Annotated in this window: 17 protein-coding genes; 6 read left to right on the plus strand and 11 right to left on the minus strand. The window is 61.3% G+C overall.

The window, feature by feature from the left end; all coding sequences use genetic code 11:
* Nucleotides 1-353 precede the first annotated feature (353 nt).
* The gene (locus AB4Z20_RS17940) at nucleotides 354-632 is read right to left on the minus strand and encodes a DUF3509 domain-containing protein (RefSeq protein ID WP_442090336.1); all 279 of its coding nucleotides are present in this window, start codon (nucleotides 630-632) and stop codon (nucleotides 354-356) included.
* Between the two features lie 356 nt (nucleotides 633-988).
* Between AB4Z20_RS17940 and AB4Z20_RS17945 the strand changes: the two genes are divergently transcribed.
* The 4 genes from AB4Z20_RS17945 to AB4Z20_RS17960 all read left to right on the plus strand — a co-directional run bounded on the left by AB4Z20_RS17945 (nucleotide 989) and on the right by AB4Z20_RS17960 (nucleotide 4,399).
* A complete protein-coding gene (locus AB4Z20_RS17945) occupies nucleotides 989-2,827 on the plus strand; it encodes a long-chain-acyl-CoA synthetase (protein ID WP_442090337.1) in 1,839 nt (612 codons plus the stop codon).
* Nucleotides 2,828-2,921: 94 nt separating this feature from the next.
* Nucleotides 2,922-3,443 (plus strand): ankyrin repeat domain-containing protein, encoded by a 522-nt coding sequence (locus tag AB4Z20_RS17950; protein ID WP_258689075.1) that lies wholly within the window; start codon nucleotides 2,922-2,924, stop codon nucleotides 3,441-3,443.
* A gap of 162 nt (nucleotides 3,444-3,605) precedes the next feature.
* On the plus strand, nucleotides 3,606-4,136 hold the full coding sequence (locus AB4Z20_RS17955; RefSeq protein ID WP_253477054.1) for a hypothetical protein: 531 nt from the start codon (nucleotides 3,606-3,608) through the stop codon (nucleotides 4,134-4,136).
* A gap of 71 nt (nucleotides 4,137-4,207) precedes the next feature.
* Nucleotides 4,208-4,399 carry a PLDc N-terminal domain-containing protein gene (locus AB4Z20_RS17960; RefSeq protein ID WP_003204476.1) on the plus strand — a complete coding sequence of 64 codons (192 nt, stop codon included), beginning with the start codon at nucleotides 4,208-4,210 and terminating at the stop codon, nucleotides 4,397-4,399.
* Nucleotides 4,400-4,459: 60 nt separating this feature from the next.
* On the opposite strand, the gene AB4Z20_RS17965 is transcribed toward AB4Z20_RS17960, so the two are convergent.
* The 9 genes from AB4Z20_RS17965 to gcl form a co-directional block, all read right to left on the minus strand.
* Nucleotides 4,460-5,662, minus strand: coding sequence for an MFS transporter (locus AB4Z20_RS17965; RefSeq protein ID WP_258689073.1), 1,203 nt, complete (start codon nucleotides 5,660-5,662; stop codon nucleotides 4,460-4,462).
* Nucleotides 5,663-5,958: 296 nt separating this feature from the next.
* Nucleotides 5,959-6,957, minus strand: a complete 999-nt coding sequence (locus AB4Z20_RS17970) for a sulfate ABC transporter substrate-binding protein (protein WP_214509639.1) — start codon at nucleotides 6,955-6,957, stop codon at nucleotides 5,959-5,961.
* Between the two features lie 93 nt (nucleotides 6,958-7,050).
* The gene (locus AB4Z20_RS17975) at nucleotides 7,051-7,875 is read right to left on the minus strand and encodes an ion transporter (RefSeq protein ID WP_214509640.1); all 825 of its coding nucleotides are present in this window, start codon (nucleotides 7,873-7,875) and stop codon (nucleotides 7,051-7,053) included.
* 20 nt (nucleotides 7,876-7,895) lie between these two features.
* On the minus strand, nucleotides 7,896-8,798 hold the full coding sequence (locus tag AB4Z20_RS17980; protein WP_442090338.1) for an urea transporter: 903 nt from the start codon (nucleotides 8,796-8,798) through the stop codon (nucleotides 7,896-7,898).
* Between the two features lie 122 nt (nucleotides 8,799-8,920).
* Nucleotides 8,921-10,336, minus strand: coding sequence for a pyruvate kinase (gene pyk, locus AB4Z20_RS17985; RefSeq protein WP_442090339.1), 1,416 nt, complete (start codon nucleotides 10,334-10,336; stop codon nucleotides 8,921-8,923).
* Entirely contained in the window at nucleotides 10,326-11,606 is a 1,281-nt protein-coding gene (locus AB4Z20_RS17990; protein WP_442090340.1) for a glycerate kinase type-2 family protein, read from the minus strand. Before AB4Z20_RS17990 ends, pyk begins: the two co-directional genes overlap by 11 nt.
* Before the next feature lie 150 nt (nucleotides 11,607-11,756).
* Complete coding sequence (locus AB4Z20_RS17995) at nucleotides 11,757-12,647, minus strand: 2-hydroxy-3-oxopropionate reductase (protein ID WP_253477022.1); 891 nt, start codon at nucleotides 12,645-12,647, stop codon at nucleotides 11,757-11,759.
* A gap of 158 nt (nucleotides 12,648-12,805) precedes the next feature.
* Nucleotides 12,806-13,588: a hydroxypyruvate isomerase gene (gene hyi / locus AB4Z20_RS18000; RefSeq protein WP_442090341.1), complete on the minus strand. Its 783-nt coding sequence runs from the start codon at nucleotides 13,586-13,588 to the stop codon at nucleotides 12,806-12,808.
* 136 nt (nucleotides 13,589-13,724) lie between these two features.
* Nucleotides 13,725-15,500: a glyoxylate carboligase gene (gene gcl, locus AB4Z20_RS18005; protein WP_258689068.1), complete on the minus strand. Its 1,776-nt coding sequence runs from the start codon at nucleotides 15,498-15,500 to the stop codon at nucleotides 13,725-13,727.
* Between the two features lie 268 nt (nucleotides 15,501-15,768).
* Between gcl and AB4Z20_RS18010 the strand changes: the two genes are divergently transcribed.
* Both AB4Z20_RS18010 and AB4Z20_RS18015 read left to right on the plus strand, forming a co-directional pair.
* Nucleotides 15,769-16,203 (plus strand): GlcG/HbpS family heme-binding protein, encoded by a 435-nt coding sequence (locus AB4Z20_RS18010; protein ID WP_442090342.1) that lies wholly within the window; start codon nucleotides 15,769-15,771, stop codon nucleotides 16,201-16,203.
* 216 nt (nucleotides 16,204-16,419) lie between these two features.
* On the plus strand, nucleotides 16,420-16,878 hold the full coding sequence (locus AB4Z20_RS18015; RefSeq protein ID WP_442090343.1) for an REP-associated tyrosine transposase: 459 nt from the start codon (nucleotides 16,420-16,422) through the stop codon (nucleotides 16,876-16,878).
* A gap of 133 nt (nucleotides 16,879-17,011) precedes the next feature.
* Here AB4Z20_RS18015 and AB4Z20_RS18020 read toward each other — a convergent pair whose 3' ends face one another.
* Nucleotides 17,012-17,620, minus strand: coding sequence for a TetR/AcrR family transcriptional regulator (locus AB4Z20_RS18020; RefSeq protein ID WP_053182288.1), 609 nt, complete (start codon nucleotides 17,618-17,620; stop codon nucleotides 17,012-17,014).
* Nucleotides 17,621-17,866 lie beyond the last annotated feature (246 nt).

A 17,866-nucleotide genomic window follows, 5' to 3' on the forward strand; every position in this document is an offset into this window, starting at 1 on the left:
GGCCGAACGCAGGCATTGTGGAGTGGGCATCCCGGCATGGATGCCGGGATAGCCGCGCTGGGCCATGGATGGCCCTTCGCGGCGGGCCCACGGAGCAATGCCGGAGTGAGGGCATGCCGAGCCTAGGCGAGGCACCAAGTGGTGGGGCATGAGCGCTTTGGTTACTTTCGCGCTTTTCGAAAGTGACCCGCTGTAAGAGCGGAACCGTCAGCAGCCATTACCGAAGAAACGGATATACACACTAAAACCAAAAGCGGGCTCGCCCAAAAGAAGGCGCAAAAAAAACGGCGCTTCCCATTTCTGAAAGAAGCGCCGTTTTTTCAAGCAAGCAGCACCGCGTTTTTCCAGCAAACTCACGCGCTATGGTAAGTCGGCAGCGCAAACCGATGCTGGCTCTGCAACAAGGTGATCTGTGGCAACTCGCTAGCCTGTTCAGCCAGGTCACGACGAATCGCACTGATCGCCCAGGACAACTGATCCCCAGCGTGCAGTTGAGCATAGGAAATCGTGCGTTTGAACAGCTTGCCGTCGCCATTGCGCAAGGTCAGCAGAATGCCGCCATCCGGGCGGGGCTGGGTGGTCACTTCGTAGTTGGAAAACAGGGACGCAAACTTTTCTTGAATCATGTTCATAGTTGACTGCTCCATGGTATGGCAAACCGTGGAGGGAAAGTTGCACTGTCTGTGCCAGCATTCGGCTTTGTATAAAACCCTTAAAAAACAGTTAGTTATATTTTTCCTGCATTTTTGATTTCGTGCATCTTGCATGAATAGCCATCGTGCATCCTGCATTTTGCGTGGTTGGGCAATGATTTTTGGAACCAAATCGTTTTGCGGCGCTCACGCTTCGCCTGTCTCGGGTAGCGGATACAAAACATTGCAAAAACCGCGTGTACAGCGCCGCAATCGCCGGCGTACTTTCGAGCCAAAATCACCTGCTGCCCGATAACAAGAACCGAGACCCACGCGGTCGAACGGGGAAGATCACCATGAGTCGAACACCCAGCGACGCGATTACCTGGGGCATGATGCTGCGCAAGCTGCCTGCCATTGCCAAAGCCGTCCCCCGGATCGTCAAGGGCATGAAGCAGGCCAACGTCCAGGACTCGACCCAGCCTTGCGGCCTGGGCTGGTGTTTCGAACAGGCCACGCAACGCAATCCCCAGGGCCCGGCACTGCTGTGCGGCGAGACGGTGTTGAGTTATGCACAGGTCAACGCGCAGGCCAATCGCATCGCCCATTACCTGCTGGCCCAAGGCATCGGCAAGGGCGATTGCGTGGCGATATTCATCGAGAACCGGCCACAGCTGTTGATCAGCGTGCTGGCGATGGCCAAGGTTGGCGCGGTCAGTGCCATGCTCAACACCTCGCAAACTGGCGACGCACTGGTGCACAGCCTGGCCCTGGTCAACCCGGTCGCGGTGGTGGTCGGGGATGAACGGGTTGCGGCCTTCAACGACATACGAGAGCGAACCACTCTGTCGAGCAGCAGGACCTGGTGGCTGGCGGATCAGGACAGGGTCGAAATCTCGTCTTATGCCCCGTCCGGTTTCATCGACCTGATGGCTTGCAGCGAGGATTACCCAAGCGATAACCCGGCGTGCAGCCGGCAGGTCTTCTGCAATGACCCGTGTTTTTATCTCTACACCTCGGGCACCACCGGGCTGCCCAAGGCCGGGGTGTTTCGCCATGGTCGCTGGATGCGCACGTCCACCAGCTTCGGCCTGATCGCCTTGGACATGCAGCCCGACGATGTCGTGTATTGCACGTTGCCGCTGTACCACGCCACCGGCCTGTGCGTGTGCTGGGGCGCGGCGATCTGTGGGGCATCGGGGTTCGCGATTCGGCGCAAGTTCAGCGCCAGTCAGTTCTGGAGCGACGTGCGCCGTTACCGGGCGACCACGCTGGGGTATGTCGGTGAGTTGTGCCGCTACCTGATCGACCAGCCTGCCGCTGCCGATGACCGTCACCACGGTGTGAAGAAAATGATCGGCAACGGCCTGCGGCCCGGGGCCTGGTCGACCTTCAAGATCCGGTTTGGCATCGACCATATCTGTGAGCTGTATGCCGCCAGCGACGGTAATATCGGTTTCACCAACATCCTGAATTTCGACAACACCATCGGGTTTTCCCTGATGGGCTGGGAGCTGGTGCAGTACGACCATGCCAGCGGCCTGCCGTTGCGCAACCTGCAAGGTCGCATGCAAAAAGTGCCCAGGGGCCAACCGGGCCTGTTGCTGGCGCGGATCGACGAGAAGGCGCCACTGGATGGCTACACCGATCAGGCCTTGACTGAAAAAACCATCTGCAGGGATGTCTTTGCCCTAGGCGACCGTTACTTCAATACCGGAGACCTGTTGCGCAACATTGGTTTCGGGCATGGGCAGTTCGTTGATCGACTCGGCGATACCTATCGCTGGAAAGGCGAAAACGTCTCCACCACGGAAGTCGAAAATGTGCTGCTGCAACATCCGCAGGTGGCCGAGGCGGTGGCCTATGGCGTGGAGATCAATGGCACCAATGGCCGTGCCGGCATGGCGGCAATCACCCCGTCCGAATCCCTGGCGACCCTGGATTTCAGCGAGTTGTTGCAGTTTCTGCAATGCAAGCTGCCTGCCTATGCCGTGCCGCTGTTCCTGCGTATCAAGGTGAAAATGGACACCACCGGCACCTTCAAGTACCAGAAGACCCGCCTCAAGGCCGAAGCGTTCGACCCATGCGTTACCGGGGATGAGCCGATCTTCGCCTGGCTGCCGGGCACCGATACTTACGTGCGGGTGGATCGGCAGTTGGCCGTTCGGATTCAGGGCGGACAATTGCGTTATTGATTCTGGCTATGACGGGCACAGTGAAAAAAGGGATGACAGCGCCCGGGTCCCTCGGGAAACTAGCCGCTTTGCGAAGACCCGAGTGGAGTTTCCCATGTCCGATACAAGCCGCCAGATGACCCCGGAAGAGGCTGCGGAGTTTGCCGAGCAGGTGTTCAACGTCGCACGCCAGGGTGATGCGGCCATGATGGCTGCGTTGCTGAGCAAGGGCCTGCCGCCCAACCTGCGTAACCACAAGGGCGACACCTTGTTGATGCTGGCCGCTTACCACGGGCATGTGGAAACGGTGAAGGTGTTGCTGGAGCACAAGGCCGATCCGGAAATCCGCAACGACAACGGCCAGAGCCCGATTGCTGGCGCGGCATTCAAGGGCGACCTGGCAGTGGTTTCGGCGTTGGTGGATGGCGGCGCGCAAGTGGAAGGCGCCTCCTTCGATGGTCGTACCGCGCTGATGATGGCGGCGATGTTCAACCGCGTGGAAATCGTCGACTACCTGATCGGCAAAGGTGCCGACCCGAAAGCCAAGGATGCCAACGGCGTCTCGGCTCTCGATGCCGCCAGGACCATGGGCGCGGTGGACACCACGGCGCAGTTGGAAAAGTTGTTGGCCCTGTAGGAGCTGCCGAGCGAAGCGAGCCTGCGATCTTTTCCCTGACAGTTGAATCTCAAGTGAAAGATCAAAAGATCGCAGCCTCGCTTCGCTCGGCAGCTCCTACGGACCGATATGATGCGTTATCCTGCCCGCCCTCAAAACACCCTTCGCCACAGGATTCACCCCATGAAAGCCGCCCTCATCGAACTCATCGGTAAAATCAGCTCCGGCTGCCTCGGCGAGGCGGACATCGCGAAAATCGCTGACGAAGCGGCCCAGGCCTACGCCGATCCGATGGCTTTCCTGGCGGCCAACCCCGATATCAACTACGACGACACGTTCCCGATCCCGTTGGGTGAGTGGATCGTGGTGGGCAGCCTGCCGGACACCGTGCTGTTCCAGGCCGACACCTACGTGGACCTGTTCGAACAGATCGTCGCCTCGTTCGGCCCCGGCGTGGCGTTCAACCTCAAGCCCAAGCAACTGGCGAAAACCGAAGCCCTGACCGCGCTGAACCGCATCCAGATCCAGATGAGCAGCCTGAACAAGGAAAACGGCGGCTACGTGCTGATGAACTTCAGCCAATTGCTCGACGATGAATTGCAAATGGTGCTGGTGTACGGCAACGACGTGCCGCGGGTGCTGGAGCTGTGTGCCGAGGTCGGCATTGCTGCCACGCCGTCCCTGGAAGCCCTCAAGGTCGCGGTCCACGTCTGAAGCAATAAAACGGAACCCTTGCCTGGGGCCCGCTATCCTAAGTGTGCACATCACCATTTGGGAGCGACACCATGGGTTCCACTTTCAACGGCCTGGTCGGCCTGATCATCCTGGCGCTCGATATCTGGGCGATCATCAACGTACTCAAGAGTGGCGCGGAAACCGGGATGAAAATCCTCTGGGTGCTGCTGATCCTGCTGTTGCCGGTACTGGGCCTGATCATCTGGGCGATTGCCGGGCCGCGTGGCAACGTGCGGATTTGACACGCTCCACCAAAAAGCCCGGGCGCTGAAGGCGACCGGGCTTTTTTATGCGTGGGGTATTCAGGCCGTAGCCAGGGACTGCTTGCGCGAGGTGCTCAAGAAGCGCAGCAAGGCCAACAGTGGGAAGGCACTGCCGACAATCACCACCCACAACCAGCCGCCGTGTTCGTACACCGCACTGGCAATCGATGAGCCGAAGGCGCCACCGACGAAGATGCTGGTCATGTACAGCGCATTCAGCCGGCTGCGACTCTTGGCATCGAGGGCATAGATGGTGCGCTGGCCCAGGACCATGTTCATCTGCACACAGAAATCCAGGACCACGCCGGTCACCGCCAGGCCGATCACGCTGTAGAGCGGATGGATGAACGTTGGCAGGAAACTCAGGCTGGCGAACAGCATCGCCAGCAGCGAGGCGATGCGGGTATGGCCGGCATCCGCCAGGCGACCGGCGATGGGCGCGGCGATCGCACCAATGGCACCGACCAGGGCGAACAAGGCGATTTCAGTCTGGGACAGGCCATGGTTGCGTGACAGTTCCAGCGGCACGGCGGTCCAGAACAGGCTGAACGTGGCAAACAGGCAGGCCTGGTAGAACGCCCGTTGCCGCAACAGCGGTTGTTGACGCAGCAGGGTGCCGAGCGAGCCCAGCAGTTGGCCATAAGAGGCGCTGTGGTCGGGCTGGCGCTTGGGCACGGTCAGTGCCAGGACGATGCTGATGGCGGCCATCAACGCGGCGGCGATGATGAACATGGCCCGCCAGCCGAAGTGATCGGCCACCACGCTGGAGACTGGCCGCGCCAGCAGGATCCCCAGCAGCAGGCCGCCCATGATCCCACCCACGACCCGACCCCGGGTCTCCTCCGGCGCCAGGTGTGCGGCCAGCGGAATCAGGACTTGTACCGACACCGAGCTGAACCCCACCAACAGCGAAACCAGCAGGAATACGTTCGGTTGATCGGTGAACGCTGCCCCTAACAAACTGGCAATCGCCACCACGGTGGTGATGATCATCAGCCGACGGTTTTCCAGCAAGTCCCCCAGTGGCACCAGGAAAAACAGGCCCAAGGCATAACCGATCTGGGTCAGCGAAACGATCAGGCTGGCCATGGTGCTGCTCAGGCCGACGTCGGGAGCGATCAGTTCAATGATCGGTTGGGCGTAGTAGATGTTGGCGACGATGGCACCGCAGCAGAAGGCGAAGAGCAGGACCATGCCGCGGGTCAGCGGGCTGCCGGGTGAGGTAGGTGAATGAGCACTCATGGCAATCTCGTCGATCAATTGGAAGGATGGCGTGAGGCTAAAGACTTAGAGGGGGCAGGAACAGGGCTTGTGGTCGATAGCTGTCATGCCTGCGGTTGATGATAGGCAGCACCACAGGAGATAAGGGAGTGCTCTTGTGGCGAGTGCTCTTGCTCCCGCTCGGTTGCGCAGCAACCGCCAGAGTGGGGCCGCTGCGCAGCCCAGCGGGAGCAAGCTCCCTCGCCACAAAAGCCTCCCTACCCACCGATGAATGAAAAAGGTGACCCGGAGGTCGCCCTTTTATTCGAATCAGCGCCTCACTGCCCGCTGTAGATCTGGTCGAAAACCCCACCGTCATTGAAGTGAGTCTTCTGCACCGTGCGCCAGTCGCCGAAGGTTTTTTCCACCGACAGGAAGTCCACTTTCGGGAAGCGGTCGGTGTATTTGGCCAATACCGCCGGGTCCCGTGGGCGCAGGTAGTTGGCGGCGGCGATTTCCTGGCCTTCGGGCGACCACAGGTATTTGAGATACTCTTCGGCGGCTTCGCGGGAGCCTTTTTTCTCGACGACTTTGTCGACCACGCTGACCGGTGGCTCGGCTTCGGCGGAAACGCTCGGGTAGATCACCTCGAACTGGTCGCGGCCGAATTCGCGGGCGATCATTTCTGCTTCGTTTTCAAAGGTCACCAGCACGTCGCCGATCTGGTTGGTCATGAAGGTGGTCGTCGCGGCGCGGCCGCCGGTGTCCAGTACCGGCGCCTGCTTGAACAGTTTGCCGACGAAGGCCTTGGCCTTGTTCTCGTCACCGCCATTTTTCAGCACATAGCCCCAAGCCGAGAGGTAGGTGTAGCGACCGTTGCCGGAGGTTTTCGGGTTGGGCACGATCACCTGCACACCGTCCTTGAGCAGGTCAGGCCAGTCTTTCAAGGCTTTCGGGTTGCCTTTGCGCACGATGAACACCGTGGCCGAGGTGAACGGCGCGCTGTTGTTCGGCAGGCGGGTGACCCAGTTCTCGGGCACCAGTTTGCCGTTGTCCGCCAGGGCGTTGATGTCGGTCGCCATGTTCATGGTGATGACATCTGCCGGCAGGCCGTCGATCACCGAGCGCGCCTGCTTGCTGGAGCCGCCGAACGACATTTGCACGGTGATGTTTTCGTTGTGCTCGGCCTGCCAGTGCTTCTGGAAGGCTGCGTTGTAGTCCTTGTAGAAATCGCGCATCACGTCGTAGGAAACGTTGAGCAGGGTCGGGGCGGCGTGGGCCAGGCTGCCAAAGGTCAGGCCAGCGGCGAGAAGGGCGGCGCCAAAGAAGTTCTTCACTGCGAATTCCTTTTTATCAACGGGGGTTCCGGGCAATTAGCCAGCACACTAGCTGCAAGCCTATAGACCTTCAAGCATCAAAAAGTGCTTTGCTTATTCCAATTTCTTAAACAGCGCATTGCCACAACGGGAGCAGAAAGCGGCACCGTGTTCGTGGTTGTTTTTGCTGCACACCGGGCAATCGTGCTGGAGCTGGTCGCCGCGCATGGCGGTGGCCAGTTCAGCCGTGAAAATACCCGTCGGCACGGCGATGATCGAATAGCCGGTGATCATTACCAGGGATGACACCACCTGGCCCAGCGGCGTCTTGGGCACGATGTCGCCGAAGCCCACGGTGGTGAGTGTCACGATAGCCCAATAGATGCCCTTGGGAATGCTGGTAAAGCCATGCTCGGGACCTTCGATGACGTACATCAGCGTGCCGAAGACGGTCACCAGGGTCGAGACGCTGACCAGGAACACGATGATTTTCTGCTTGCTCCCCCGCAGCGCCGCCATCAGGTAATTGGCTTGCTTGAGGTAAGGACTGAGCTTGAGCACGCGGAAAATCCGCAGCATGCGGATGATCCGAATGATCAACAGGTACTGGGCATCGCTGTAGTACAGCGCCAGGATTCCCGGCACGATCGCCAGCAGGTCCACCAGCCCGTAGAAACTGAAGGCATAGCGCAGCGGCTTGGGCGAGCAGTACAGGCGCAGGCCGTACTCGACGATGAATACGAAGGTGAAGCCCCACTCGATACCGGCCAGCAGGGCCGCGTAGTTTTTGTGCACGCTGTCGATGCTGTCGAGCATCACGATCACCAGGCTGGCGAGGATGATCAACAGCAAGGTGCTATCGAAGCGCCGACCGGCGACGGTGTCGGTCTGGAAAATGATCACGTAGAGGCGTTCGCGCCAGTTGTTGCTGCTTTGCATAATCGTCGCCTGAACCGGAATCAGCGAAGCCTAGGGCGATTGCCCTGCAGAGCGCAAGGCGCGCTGTCGAGGCTGGCCTGGCGCCACGCCCGGCCGGTGGCCTGGATCAACCAGCACGCGAGGATGAACGGTGCCGTCAGGGGAGGCAGGCCGAGGGTGATAAAACCTGGGGCAAGCATGAGCGCCAGGAGAATGCCCGCCAGTGGCAGCCAGGCATGGCGGCGCTGTTGGCTGAGGGCCAGCGCCACCAACACCGGGTTGTAGCCACCCAGCCCGCAAAGGGCGGTTACGTTTTCATGTTGCGACAAGGCGAAGGCCAGGCCGGCGGCGGAACCGAACAATGCCCAAGCGGCGGCACGACGGTCGGCCAGCAGCAGGCCCGCCGCGATCAGCGCCCCCGCCGCCGGGTGGCTGAGAAACATGACTTGGCCCAGCCCGCTCAAATGCGCTGCCAGCAGGTTGGGTACTGTCATTTCAATCGAGGTGGTTGGGGGCGGCGGCAGGGTGAAACTCATCAGCAGCCAAGCCAACCCTACAAAAGGCGCGGTGTAGGCGGGCAGGCATCGAGGGCCTCGGGTGCGCTTGAGCCATTGCTGGGTCAGCATCGCGCTGAGACCGCCTGTGGCGAGGATCAACGGTGGCAACAGGACGGACCAGGGCAACGCGAGGCTCAGCAGCAAGCCCAGCAGGATGCCGTTGTAGCTGAACAGCCCGGCTTGCCGGTCGGCCTTGGCGTAACCGCGTCGCTGGGCCGTGAGCAACCCGGCCACCCCACCCAGCAACGCACCGCCGAACAGAGCGGGCGCAGTGAGCAGGATCGCCAGCAGGCACAGCAGGCCGCACAACGGATGGCGCTGGAGGAAGACTTGGCTGAAGCCGTTGAGCAGGGCGGTGGCCCAGTCTGGGCAGGGGGTGTTGGGCATAGTAGGTGTGTCAGAGGGACTGAGTCGACTTCATCGCGAGCAAGCTCGCTCCCACACTGGACTTGTGGCATTCACAAAACCCTGTGGGAGCGAGCTTGCTCGCGATGGGGCCAGTAGAGCCGCTAGATCAGGGTCTCAATGCGCAGCGAATTGGTCGACCCCGGCTGCCCGAACGGCACGCCCGCCGTGATCAGCAAGGTATCGCCGCGCTGGGCCATGCCTTGGGCCTGGGCGATTTCCAGGGCGGTGGAACAGACTTCATCCACTTGCTTCAACCGATCGTTGACCACCGAGTGCACGCCCCAGGCCACTGTCAGGCGGCGAGCGGCCTGCAGGTTCGGCGTGAGGTTGAGGATCGGCACCGTCGGCCGTTCCCGCGCCGCCCGCAGGCTGGAACTGCCCGATTCGCTGTAGTTCACCAGCACCGCCACCGGCAGCACGTTGCTGATACGCCGGATCGCGCAACTGATCGCGTCCGACACCGTGGCTTCGGCTTTCGGCCGGCTGACGTCCAATTGCGCCTGGTAGTCGGGGCCGTTTTCCACTTGGCGGATGATCTTGCTCATCATCTGCACGGCTTCGAGGGGGTAATCCCCTGAAGCGGTTTCCGCCGACAGCATCACCGCATCGGCCCCCTCGGCCACGGCGTTGGCCACGTCGGTGACTTCGGCGCGGGTGGGCGCCGGGGAGAAACGCATCGACTCGAGCATCTGCGTCGCCACCACCACCGGTTTGCCGAGGGCGCGGCAGGTGCCGATGATGGTCTTCTGGATCTGCGGCACGCTCTCGGCCGGGACTTCGACACCCAGGTCACCGCGAGCAACCATGATCGCGTCACTCAATTCGGCGATTTCCCGCAGTTGGGTCACCGCCGACGGTTTCTCGATCTTTGCCATCAGGAACGCCTTGTCGCCGATCAGCGCCCGGGCCTCGCGGATGTCCTCGGGGCGTTGGACGAACGACAACGCCACCCAGTCCACGCCCAGCTCCAGGCCGAAACTCAAGTCGTGCCGGTCCTTGCTGGTCAACGGGCTCAGGTCAAGCACGGCCTGGGGCACGTTCACGCCTTTGCGGTCCGACAGCTCGCCGCCGTTGAGCACCTCGGTGTCGATGGCGTCGCTGTGCCTGGCGGTCACGCGCAGGCGCAACTTGCCGTCGTCCAGCAGCAGGTCCATGCCGGGCTCCAGGGCCGCGATGATCTCCGGGTGGGGCAGGTTGACCCGGCGTTGATCGCCGGGCGTCGGGTCCAGGTCCAGACGCAGGGCCTGGCCGCGTTGCAGCAGGACTTTGCCGTCGGCGAACCGGCCGACCCGCAGCTTCGGGCCTTGCAGGTCCATCAGGATACCCAGCGGGTAATTGAGCTGCTGCTCGACCTCGCGAATCCACTGGTAGCGCTGGGCGTGGTCGGCATGCTCGCCGTGGCTGAAGTTCAGGCGGAAGATGTTCACGCCGGCCTGTACCAGCTCGCGAATGTCATCGATGCCGCGGGTGGCGGGGCCGAGGGTCGCGAGGATCTTGACCTTTTTATCAGGCGTCATGTTCGGGGTTCTCGAGGATCAGGATGGCGCGAAAGTCATTGACGTTGGTGCGGGTCGGTTCGGTGACGATCAGCCCATCCAGGGCGGCGAAGTAGCCGTAGCCATTGTTGTTGTCCAACTCGTCGCTGGCGCACAGGCCCAGCGCGGCGGCGCGGCGATAACTGTCCGGGGTCATGAGGGCACCGGCGTTGTCTTCGGAACCGTCGATGCCGTCGGTGTCGCCGGCCAGCGCGTAGATGCCAGGATGACCCTTGAGGCTGTCGGTCAGGCTCAGCAGGAATTCTGCATTGCGCCCGCCACGACCGTCGCCGCGCACGGTGACGGTGGTTTCGCCGCCGGAGAGGATCACGCACGGCGCCGCCAGTGGCTGACCGTGCAGGGCGACTTGCCGGGCGATGCCGGCGTGGACTTTCGCCACCTCCCGGGATTCGCCTTCCAGGTCGCCGAGGATCAATGGGCTGAAACCGGCCTGGCGCGCCTTCACTGCCGCGGCCTCCAATGACTGCTGGGGGCGGGCGATCAATTGGAAGTGGTTGCGGGCCAGGCTTGGGTCGCCGGGCTTGACGGTTTCCGATGCCGGGCTGTGCAACCAGTTGCGCACCGAGGCCGGCACCTCGATCCGGTAGCGCTGGAGAATCGCCAGGGCTTCGGCCGACGTGCTGGGGTCGGCCACGGTGGGGCCGGAGGCAATGACCGTGGCAAGATCCCCGGGCACATCGGAGATCGCGTAGGTGTACACCGTCGCCGGCCAGCAGGCCTTGCCCAGGCGCCCGCCCTTGATCGCCGAGAGGTGCTTGCGCACGCAGTTCATCTCGCCGATGGTCGCGCCGGATTTGAGCAGGGCTTTGTTGATCGATTGCTTGTTGGCCAGGGTGATGCCTTCGGCGGGCAAGGCCAGCAGGGCAGAACCGCCGCCGGACAGCAGGAAGATCACCCGATCGTTTTCGCTGAGGTTGCTGACCATTTCCAGCACCCGCTGGGCCACGGCCAAGCCGGCGGCGTCAGGCACCGGGTGGGCGGCTTCCACTACTTCGATTTTCTGGCAGGGCGCGCCATGGCCGTAGCGGGTCACCACTAGGCCAGACACTTCGCCCTGCCAGCAGCGCTCGACCACTTGCGCCATGGCCGCCGCGGCCTTGCCGGCACCGATGACGATCACCCGACCGCTGCGGTCGCTGGGCAGGTAGCGTTCAAGGACGTGTTGCGGATGGGCCGCGTCGATGGCTGTGGCAAACAGCTCGCGCAGCAGTTGTTGCGGATCGACCGACATGGCGGGCTCCCGATTTTTATTATTGGCTGAGGCGACTTGGTTACTTGTGGGAGCGAGCTTGCTCGCGATGAGGGCCTGACATTCAATATCGATGTCGACTGAAAGTCCGCTATCGCGAGCAAGCTCGCTCCCACAGGGTTCTTTGGTGTGTCAGTTATCGCGGATGGAGAAATTGGCCATGTGCTCCAACCCCTTGATCAACGCCGAGTGATCCCAGTTGCTGCCACCAATGGCCGCGCAGGTGCTGAACACTTGTTGGGCGTTGGCGGTGTTGGGCAGGTTGATGTTCAGTTCCCTGGCGCCTTGCAGGGCCAGGTTCAGGTCCTTCTGGTGCAGGCTGATGCGGAAGCCCGGGTCGAAGGTGCCCTTGATCATGCGTTCGCCGTGCACTTCGAGGATCTTCGACGAAGCGAAACCACCCATCAGCGCTTCACGGACCTTGGCCGGGTCGGCACCGTTTTTCGAGGCGAACAACAACGCTTCGGCTACCGCCTGGATGTTCAAGGCAACGATGATCTGGTTCGCGACTTTGGCGGTCTGGCCATCACCGTTGCCGCCCACCAGGGTGATGTTCTTGCCCATGGCCTGGAACAGCGGCAGGGCACGCTCGAAGGCGGCGCTGTCGCCACCGACCATGATGCTCAGCGTCGCGGCCTTGGCGCCGACTTCACCGCCGGATACCGGAGCGTCGAGGTACTGCGCGCCTTTTTCATTGATCTTCGCCGCGAAGGCCTTGGTGGCGGTGGGGGAGATCGAGCTCATGTCGATCACCACCTTGCCCGCGCCCACGCCCGCCGCCACGCCGTCGGCGCGCAACAGTACGTCGTCGACCTGCGGGGTGTCCGGAACCATGACGATGATGAACTCCGCTTCCTGGGCCACTTCCTTCGGGTTGGCCAACGCTACCGCGCCGCCCGCCAGCAGGTCGGCCGGGGCCGTGTCGTGGTGCTGGGACAGGAACAGGCTGTGACCGGCCTTTTGCAGGTTCAGTGCCATGGGGTGGCCCATGATGCCGGTGCCGATGAATCCGATTTTAGCCATGGGGAAATCCTCTTGTTGTTATCGCTGCTTCAAACCGATGAAGAACTGCTTTTCTGTGGGAGCGAGCTTGCTTGCGATAGCGGTGGGTCAGTGCCGGTGATATTGGCTGTACCGACGTCATCGCGAGCAAGCTCGCTCCCACAGGGGGGAAGAGTGGGTTAGATCGCGTTATGGGTTTTCAGCCAGCCCAATCCCGCTTCGGTGGTGGTCAGCGGCTTGTATTCGCAGCCGACCCAACCCGTGTAGCCGATGCGGTCCAGGTGTTCGAACAGGAAGCGATAGTTGATCTCGCCCGTGCCCGGCTCGTTGCGTCCCGGGTTGTCCGCCAGTTGCACGTGGTTGATCTCGCCCAGGTGCGCCGACAGGGTCCGGGCCAGGTCACCTTCCATGATCTGCATGTGGTAGATGTCGTATTGCAGGAACAGGTTGGCGCTGCCCACCTGCTCGCGGATCGACAGGGCCTGGGCGGTGTTGTTCAGGTAGAAGCCGGGAATGTCGCGGGTGTTGATGGCTTCCATCACCAGCTTGATGCCTTTGGCCTGCAGCTTCTCGGCGGCGTATTTCAGGTTGGCGACGAAGGTTTTTTCCACCAGGGTTTCACTGCAGTTCTGCGGGCGAATCCCCGACAGGCAGTTGACCTGGGTGTTGCCCAGCACCTGGGCGTAGGCGATTGCCAGGTCGACACCGGCGCGGAATTCCTCGACCCGGTCCGGCAGGCAGGCAATGCCGCGCTCACCCCTGGCCCAGTCGCCGGCCGGCAGGTTGAACAGCACCTGGGTCAGGTCGTTGGCGTCGAGCAAGGCCTTGAGTTCGGCGGAGCTGTAGTCATAAGGAAACAGGTATTCGACACCACTGAAACCGGCCTTGGCGGCGGCTTCGAAACGGGCGAGAAAATCCTGCTCGGTGAACAGCATGGACAGGTTGGCGGCGAAACGCGGCATGGTGGTCTCCTTAAATAATGTGAACGCACCCCTGTGGGAGCGAGCTTGCTCGCGATGAAGGCAGTACAGCCAACATCACCGGCACTGACCCACCGCTATCGCGAGCAAGCTCGCTCCCACAGGAGGGTGTCGGCAGTCAGTCGAGTAGCGAAATGGCAGTCGGTGCATCGTTGCCCACAAGCGCCAGATCTTCAAATTCATTGACGGCGTTGATCTCGGTGCCCATGGAAATGTTGGTCACCCGTTCCAGGATGATCTCGACGATCACCGGCACCTTGAACTCCTCGATCATGGCCTGGGCCTGGCGCAGGGCTGGCTGGATACCGGACGGTTCGAACACCCGTAGCGCTTTGCACCCCAGGCCTTCGGCCACGGCAACGTGATCCACGCCATAACCGTTGAGTTCCGGGGCGTTGAGGTTGTCGAAGGACAGCTGCACGCAGTAGTCCATGTCGAACCCGCGTTGGGCCTGGCGAATCAAGCCCAGGTAGGAGTTGTTCACCACGACGTGGATGTAGGGCAGCTTGAACTGCGCACCCACCGCCAGCTCTTCGATCATGAACTGGAAGTCATAGTCGCCCGACAGCGCCACGACCTTGCGGCTCGGATCGGCCTTGACCACCCCCAGCGCGGCCGGAATGGTCCAGCCCAACGGCCCGGCCTGGCCGCAGTTGATCCAGTGGCGTGGCTTGTAGACGTGGAGGAACTGCGCCCCGGCGATCTGCGACAGGCCAATGGTGCTGACGTAGCAGGTGTCCTTGCCGAACACCTGGTTCATTTCTTCGTACACACGCTGTGGCTTGACCGGCACATTGTCGAAGTGCGTCTTGCGTTGCAGGCTGGCCTTGCGTTGCTGGCAGTCTTGCAACCAGGCGTCGCGGTTTTTCAGCTTGCCGGCGGCTTGCCATTCACGGGCCACTTCGATGAACACCGTCAGGGCCGAGGCGGCATCGGAGACGATGCCCAGGTCGGGCGTGAACACGCGGCCGATCTGGGTCGGCTCGATGTCCACGTGAATGAACGTGCGGCCTTCGGTGTAGACGTCCACCGAACCGGTATGACGGTTGGCCCAGCGGTTGCCGACGCCCAGCACCGCGTCCGACTTGAGCAAGGTGGCGTTGCCGTAGCGATGGGAGGTTTGCAGGCCGACCATGCCGACCATCAGCGGGTGATCGTCGGGGATGGTGCCCCAGCCCATCAAGGTTGGGATGACGGGGATGCCGGTCAGCTCGGCGAACTCCACCAGCAGTTCGCTGGCATCGGCGTTGATGATGCCGCCGCCAGCCACCAGCAATGGACGCTCGGCCTGATTGAGCATCGCCAGGGCTTTCTCTATCTGCACGCGGTTGGCCGCGGGTTTGGCCAGGGGCAGTGGCTGGTAGGCGTCGATGTCGAATTCGATCTCGGCCATCTGCACGTCGAACGGCAGGTCGATCAGCACCGGGCCCGGACGGCCGGAGCGCATCTCAAAGAACGCCTTCTGGAAGGCATACGGCACCTGGCCGGGCTCCAGCACGGTGGTTGCCCACTTGGTCACGGGTTTGACGATGCTGGTGATATCCACAGCCTGGAAGTCTTCCTTGTGCATACGGGCGCGGGGGGCTTGCCCGGTGATGCACAGGATCGGGATCGAATCGGCCGAGGCGCTGTAGAGCCCGGTCACCATGTCGGTGCCGGCAGGGCCCGAGGTACCGATGCACACGCCGATATTGCCAGCCTTGGTGCGGGTGTAGCCCTCGGCCATGTGCGAGGCGCCTTCAACGTGGCGAGCAAGGACGTGATCGATGCCACCCACCTTCTGCAGGGCGGAGTACAGCGGGTTGATCGCGGCACCCGGGATACCGAAGGCGGTGTCCACGCCTTCACGGCGCATTACCAGAACGGCGGCTTCGATTGCTCTCATTTTGCTCATTGTTTTGTGCCTCTTACGTTTTGTAATTGTATACAAGTTGCTTTGCGCAGAGTGTATTCACGGTAAACGGCGCAGGTCAATCCATTTCCTCAAGCATCTGTTTCATTCGTCGGAAGGCCAGGTTTTGCTGCAGTCTTTCATCGATTAAGGTGCTTTGTGAAAATTATTGTATACAAAAAAATGTATTGTTGTGTTCTATTTGTTGTGTTCGGTTTTGCTGAAAGTGAAGCCCACAAGGCTCTCCCATAACAAAAGAAGGACAGCACCCATGAGCGTTCTAACCTTGAAAATCGCCGTCAACCTGGCCGGGCAAGCCCTTGTCGCCGGTCGTGAAATCAGCGCAGCACCCCTGACCGTCGCGGTCCTGGACAGCGGCGGGCACCTGGTTGCCTTGCAACGCGAAGACGGCGCCAGCCTGCTTCGCCCGCAGATCGCCATCGCCAAGGCCTGGGGCGCCATTGCCCTGGGCAAAGGCTCACGCCTGCTCGCCCAGGACGCCCAGCAACGCCCGGCGTTTTTCGCGGCATTGAACGGGCTGGGGCAGGGCAACGTCGTACCGGCCCCGGGTGGGGTATTGATCAGGGATCAGGATGGGAAGGTGCTGGGGGCGATTGGTGTCAGTGGTGATGTTTCGGATGTGGATGAGCAGGTGGCGGTCAGGGCGGTAGAGGCGCTGCAGTTGAGGGCGGATGCGGGGGCTTGATTTGTACTGACTGAGCCTTTGCTATCGCGAGCAGGCTCGCTCCCACAAGAGGGCGGCGGGTGGGGGCATATTCTGCAAACACTGCAAATTCACACTGTGGGAGCGAGCCTGCTCGCGATAGCAATCTAGCAGACACATTCAGCTAAAAGTCTGCCTCCTATCCAGGCATCCACGGGTCTAGCCTTCTTTATGACTCAATCATCAAAGGGGCAAGGAATGCCTGTTTCACCTGCTTCACATAGACTGCGCCTCGGCCGCTATGCCGAGTCCAGCCGGATCTATTTACTGTCCACCAACACATTTGGCCGCGCACCAGTTTTTAAGGACGTTGTCCTGGGTAGACTGGTCGTTGAGCAATTTCGAAAGGCTCAGGAACAAGGCCGGGCCGACTCATTGGCCTGGGTTGTTATGCCGGATCATTTCCATTGGTTGATCGAGTTGCGCAGGGGATCTCTGAGTGAGTTGATGCAAAGGACCAAATCATTGAGTACCAAGGCTGTAAATCTGTGCCTGGACAGTAAAGTCAGCCTTTGGCAGCAAGGATTTCATGACCGAGCACTGCGGCGGGAAGAAGATCTGAAAATAATGGCTCGCTATGTCGTCGCCAACCCGTTGCGGGCAGGCTTGGTGAGCCGACTTGGCGACTATCCGTTGTGGGATTCCATTTGGCTTTGACTTGAAATCGAGTTGCCGCTTTCGCGAGCAGGCTCGCTCCCACAAGGGATTCAGGTTGCTCGCAGAATCTATATTCACAGCAGAACCCTGTGGGAGCGAGCCTGCTCGCGAAGGCGGCGACTCGGTCCTGAGCCTAGCGATCCACCTCACACCCCTTCAACACCAACCGAATAATCGTCTGCGCCGCCGCTTCGTAATCCGCCTCATCGAGCTTGGCCTTGCCGGTCACGGCGCTGATCTGCCAGTCGAAATCGGCATAGGTCTGGGTGGCGGCCCAGATGCTGAACATCAGGTGGTTGGGGTCGATGGGGGCGATCTGGCCGCGGTCGATCCAGGTCTGGATGCAGTCGATGTTGTGCCGGGCCTGGGCGTTGAGTTGGTCCACCAGGTCGGGGCTCAGGTGGGGGGCGCCGTGCATGATTTCGCTGGCGAAGACTTTCGAGGCGAAGGGCAGGTCGCGGGAGATGCGGATCTTGGAGCGGATGTAGTGGCTCAGTACCTCGCCGGGCACGCCGTCGGCATTGAACGGTGTCGAAGCCTGGAGAATCGGCTCGATGATGCTTTCCAGTACCTCGCGGTAGAGGTTTTCCTTGGATTTGAAGTAGTAGTAGACGTTGGGTTTGGGCAGGCCTGCCTTGGCCGCGATGTCGCTGGTCTTGGTCGCGGCGAAGCCCTTGTCGGCAAACTCTTCGCTGGCGGCACGCAGGATCAATTCTTTGTTGCGCTCGCGGATAGTGCTCATAAACCCAGGGGTTCCTTGCCTGTTCTGGCGGTGGCGCATGGTAGCACCGGCCTCGCGCGGCGCTCAAGAATGCCCCTGGTGGCCTGTGTGGCTAATTCGTGCACTCAACTTCGGCGCCAGTGCTTGCCAAGCTGCGTTACCATTCCTCGCCGTAGCGGGCTACGACTCGTCATGGCGCCTTGCCTGGCAAGCACTGGCACTCGAATTTGAGTACTCGAATTAACAGTACAGGCCACAAGGCGCTGC

This window comes from Pseudomonas sp. KB_12 (assembly GCF_052114545.1).
In the GTDB taxonomy this organism is placed as follows: domain Bacteria; phylum Pseudomonadota; class Gammaproteobacteria; order Pseudomonadales; family Pseudomonadaceae; genus Aquipseudomonas; species Aquipseudomonas brassicacearum.

Excerpts from the sequence above, each read along its gene's own strand:
- AB4Z20_RS17940 (WP_442090336.1), bottom strand. The coding sequence starts at position 632 with ATGAACATGATTCAAGAAAAGTTTGCGTCCCTGTTTTCCAACTACGAA.
- AB4Z20_RS17945 (WP_442090337.1), top strand. The coding sequence starts at position 989 with ATGAGTCGAACACCCAGCGACGCGATTACCTGGGGCATGATGCTGCGC.
- AB4Z20_RS17950 (WP_258689075.1), top strand. The coding sequence starts at position 2,922 with ATGTCCGATACAAGCCGCCAGATGACCCCGGAAGAGGCTGCGGAGTTT.
- AB4Z20_RS17955 (WP_253477054.1), top strand. The coding sequence starts at position 3,606 with ATGAAAGCCGCCCTCATCGAACTCATCGGTAAAATCAGCTCCGGCTGC.
- AB4Z20_RS17960 (WP_003204476.1), top strand. The coding sequence starts at position 4,208 with ATGGGTTCCACTTTCAACGGCCTGGTCGGCCTGATCATCCTGGCGCTC.
- AB4Z20_RS17965 (WP_258689073.1), bottom strand. The coding sequence starts at position 5,662 with ATGAGTGCTCATTCACCTACCTCACCCGGCAGCCCGCTGACCCGCGGC.
- AB4Z20_RS17975 (WP_214509640.1), bottom strand. The coding sequence starts at position 7,875 with ATGCAAAGCAGCAACAACTGGCGCGAACGCCTCTACGTGATCATTTTC.
- AB4Z20_RS17980 (WP_442090338.1), bottom strand. The coding sequence starts at position 8,798 with ATGCCCAACACCCCCTGCCCAGACTGGGCCACCGCCCTGCTCAACGGC.
- pyk (WP_442090339.1), bottom strand. The coding sequence starts at position 10,336 with ATGACGCCTGATAAAAAGGTCAAGATCCTCGCGACCCTCGGCCCCGCC.
- AB4Z20_RS17990 (WP_442090340.1), bottom strand. The coding sequence starts at position 11,606 with ATGTCGGTCGATCCGCAACAACTGCTGCGCGAGCTGTTTGCCACAGCC.
- AB4Z20_RS17995 (WP_253477022.1), bottom strand. The coding sequence starts at position 12,647 with ATGGCTAAAATCGGATTCATCGGCACCGGCATCATGGGCCACCCCATG.
- hyi (WP_442090341.1), bottom strand. The coding sequence starts at position 13,588 with ATGCCGCGTTTCGCCGCCAACCTGTCCATGCTGTTCACCGAGCAGGAT.
- gcl (WP_258689068.1), bottom strand. The coding sequence starts at position 15,500 with ATGAGCAAAATGAGAGCAATCGAAGCCGCCGTTCTGGTAATGCGCCGT.
- AB4Z20_RS18010 (WP_442090342.1), top strand. The coding sequence starts at position 15,769 with ATGAGCGTTCTAACCTTGAAAATCGCCGTCAACCTGGCCGGGCAAGCC.
- AB4Z20_RS18015 (WP_442090343.1), top strand. The coding sequence starts at position 16,420 with ATGCCTGTTTCACCTGCTTCACATAGACTGCGCCTCGGCCGCTATGCC.
- AB4Z20_RS18020 (WP_053182288.1), bottom strand. The coding sequence starts at position 17,620 with ATGAGCACTATCCGCGAGCGCAACAAAGAATTGATCCTGCGTGCCGCC.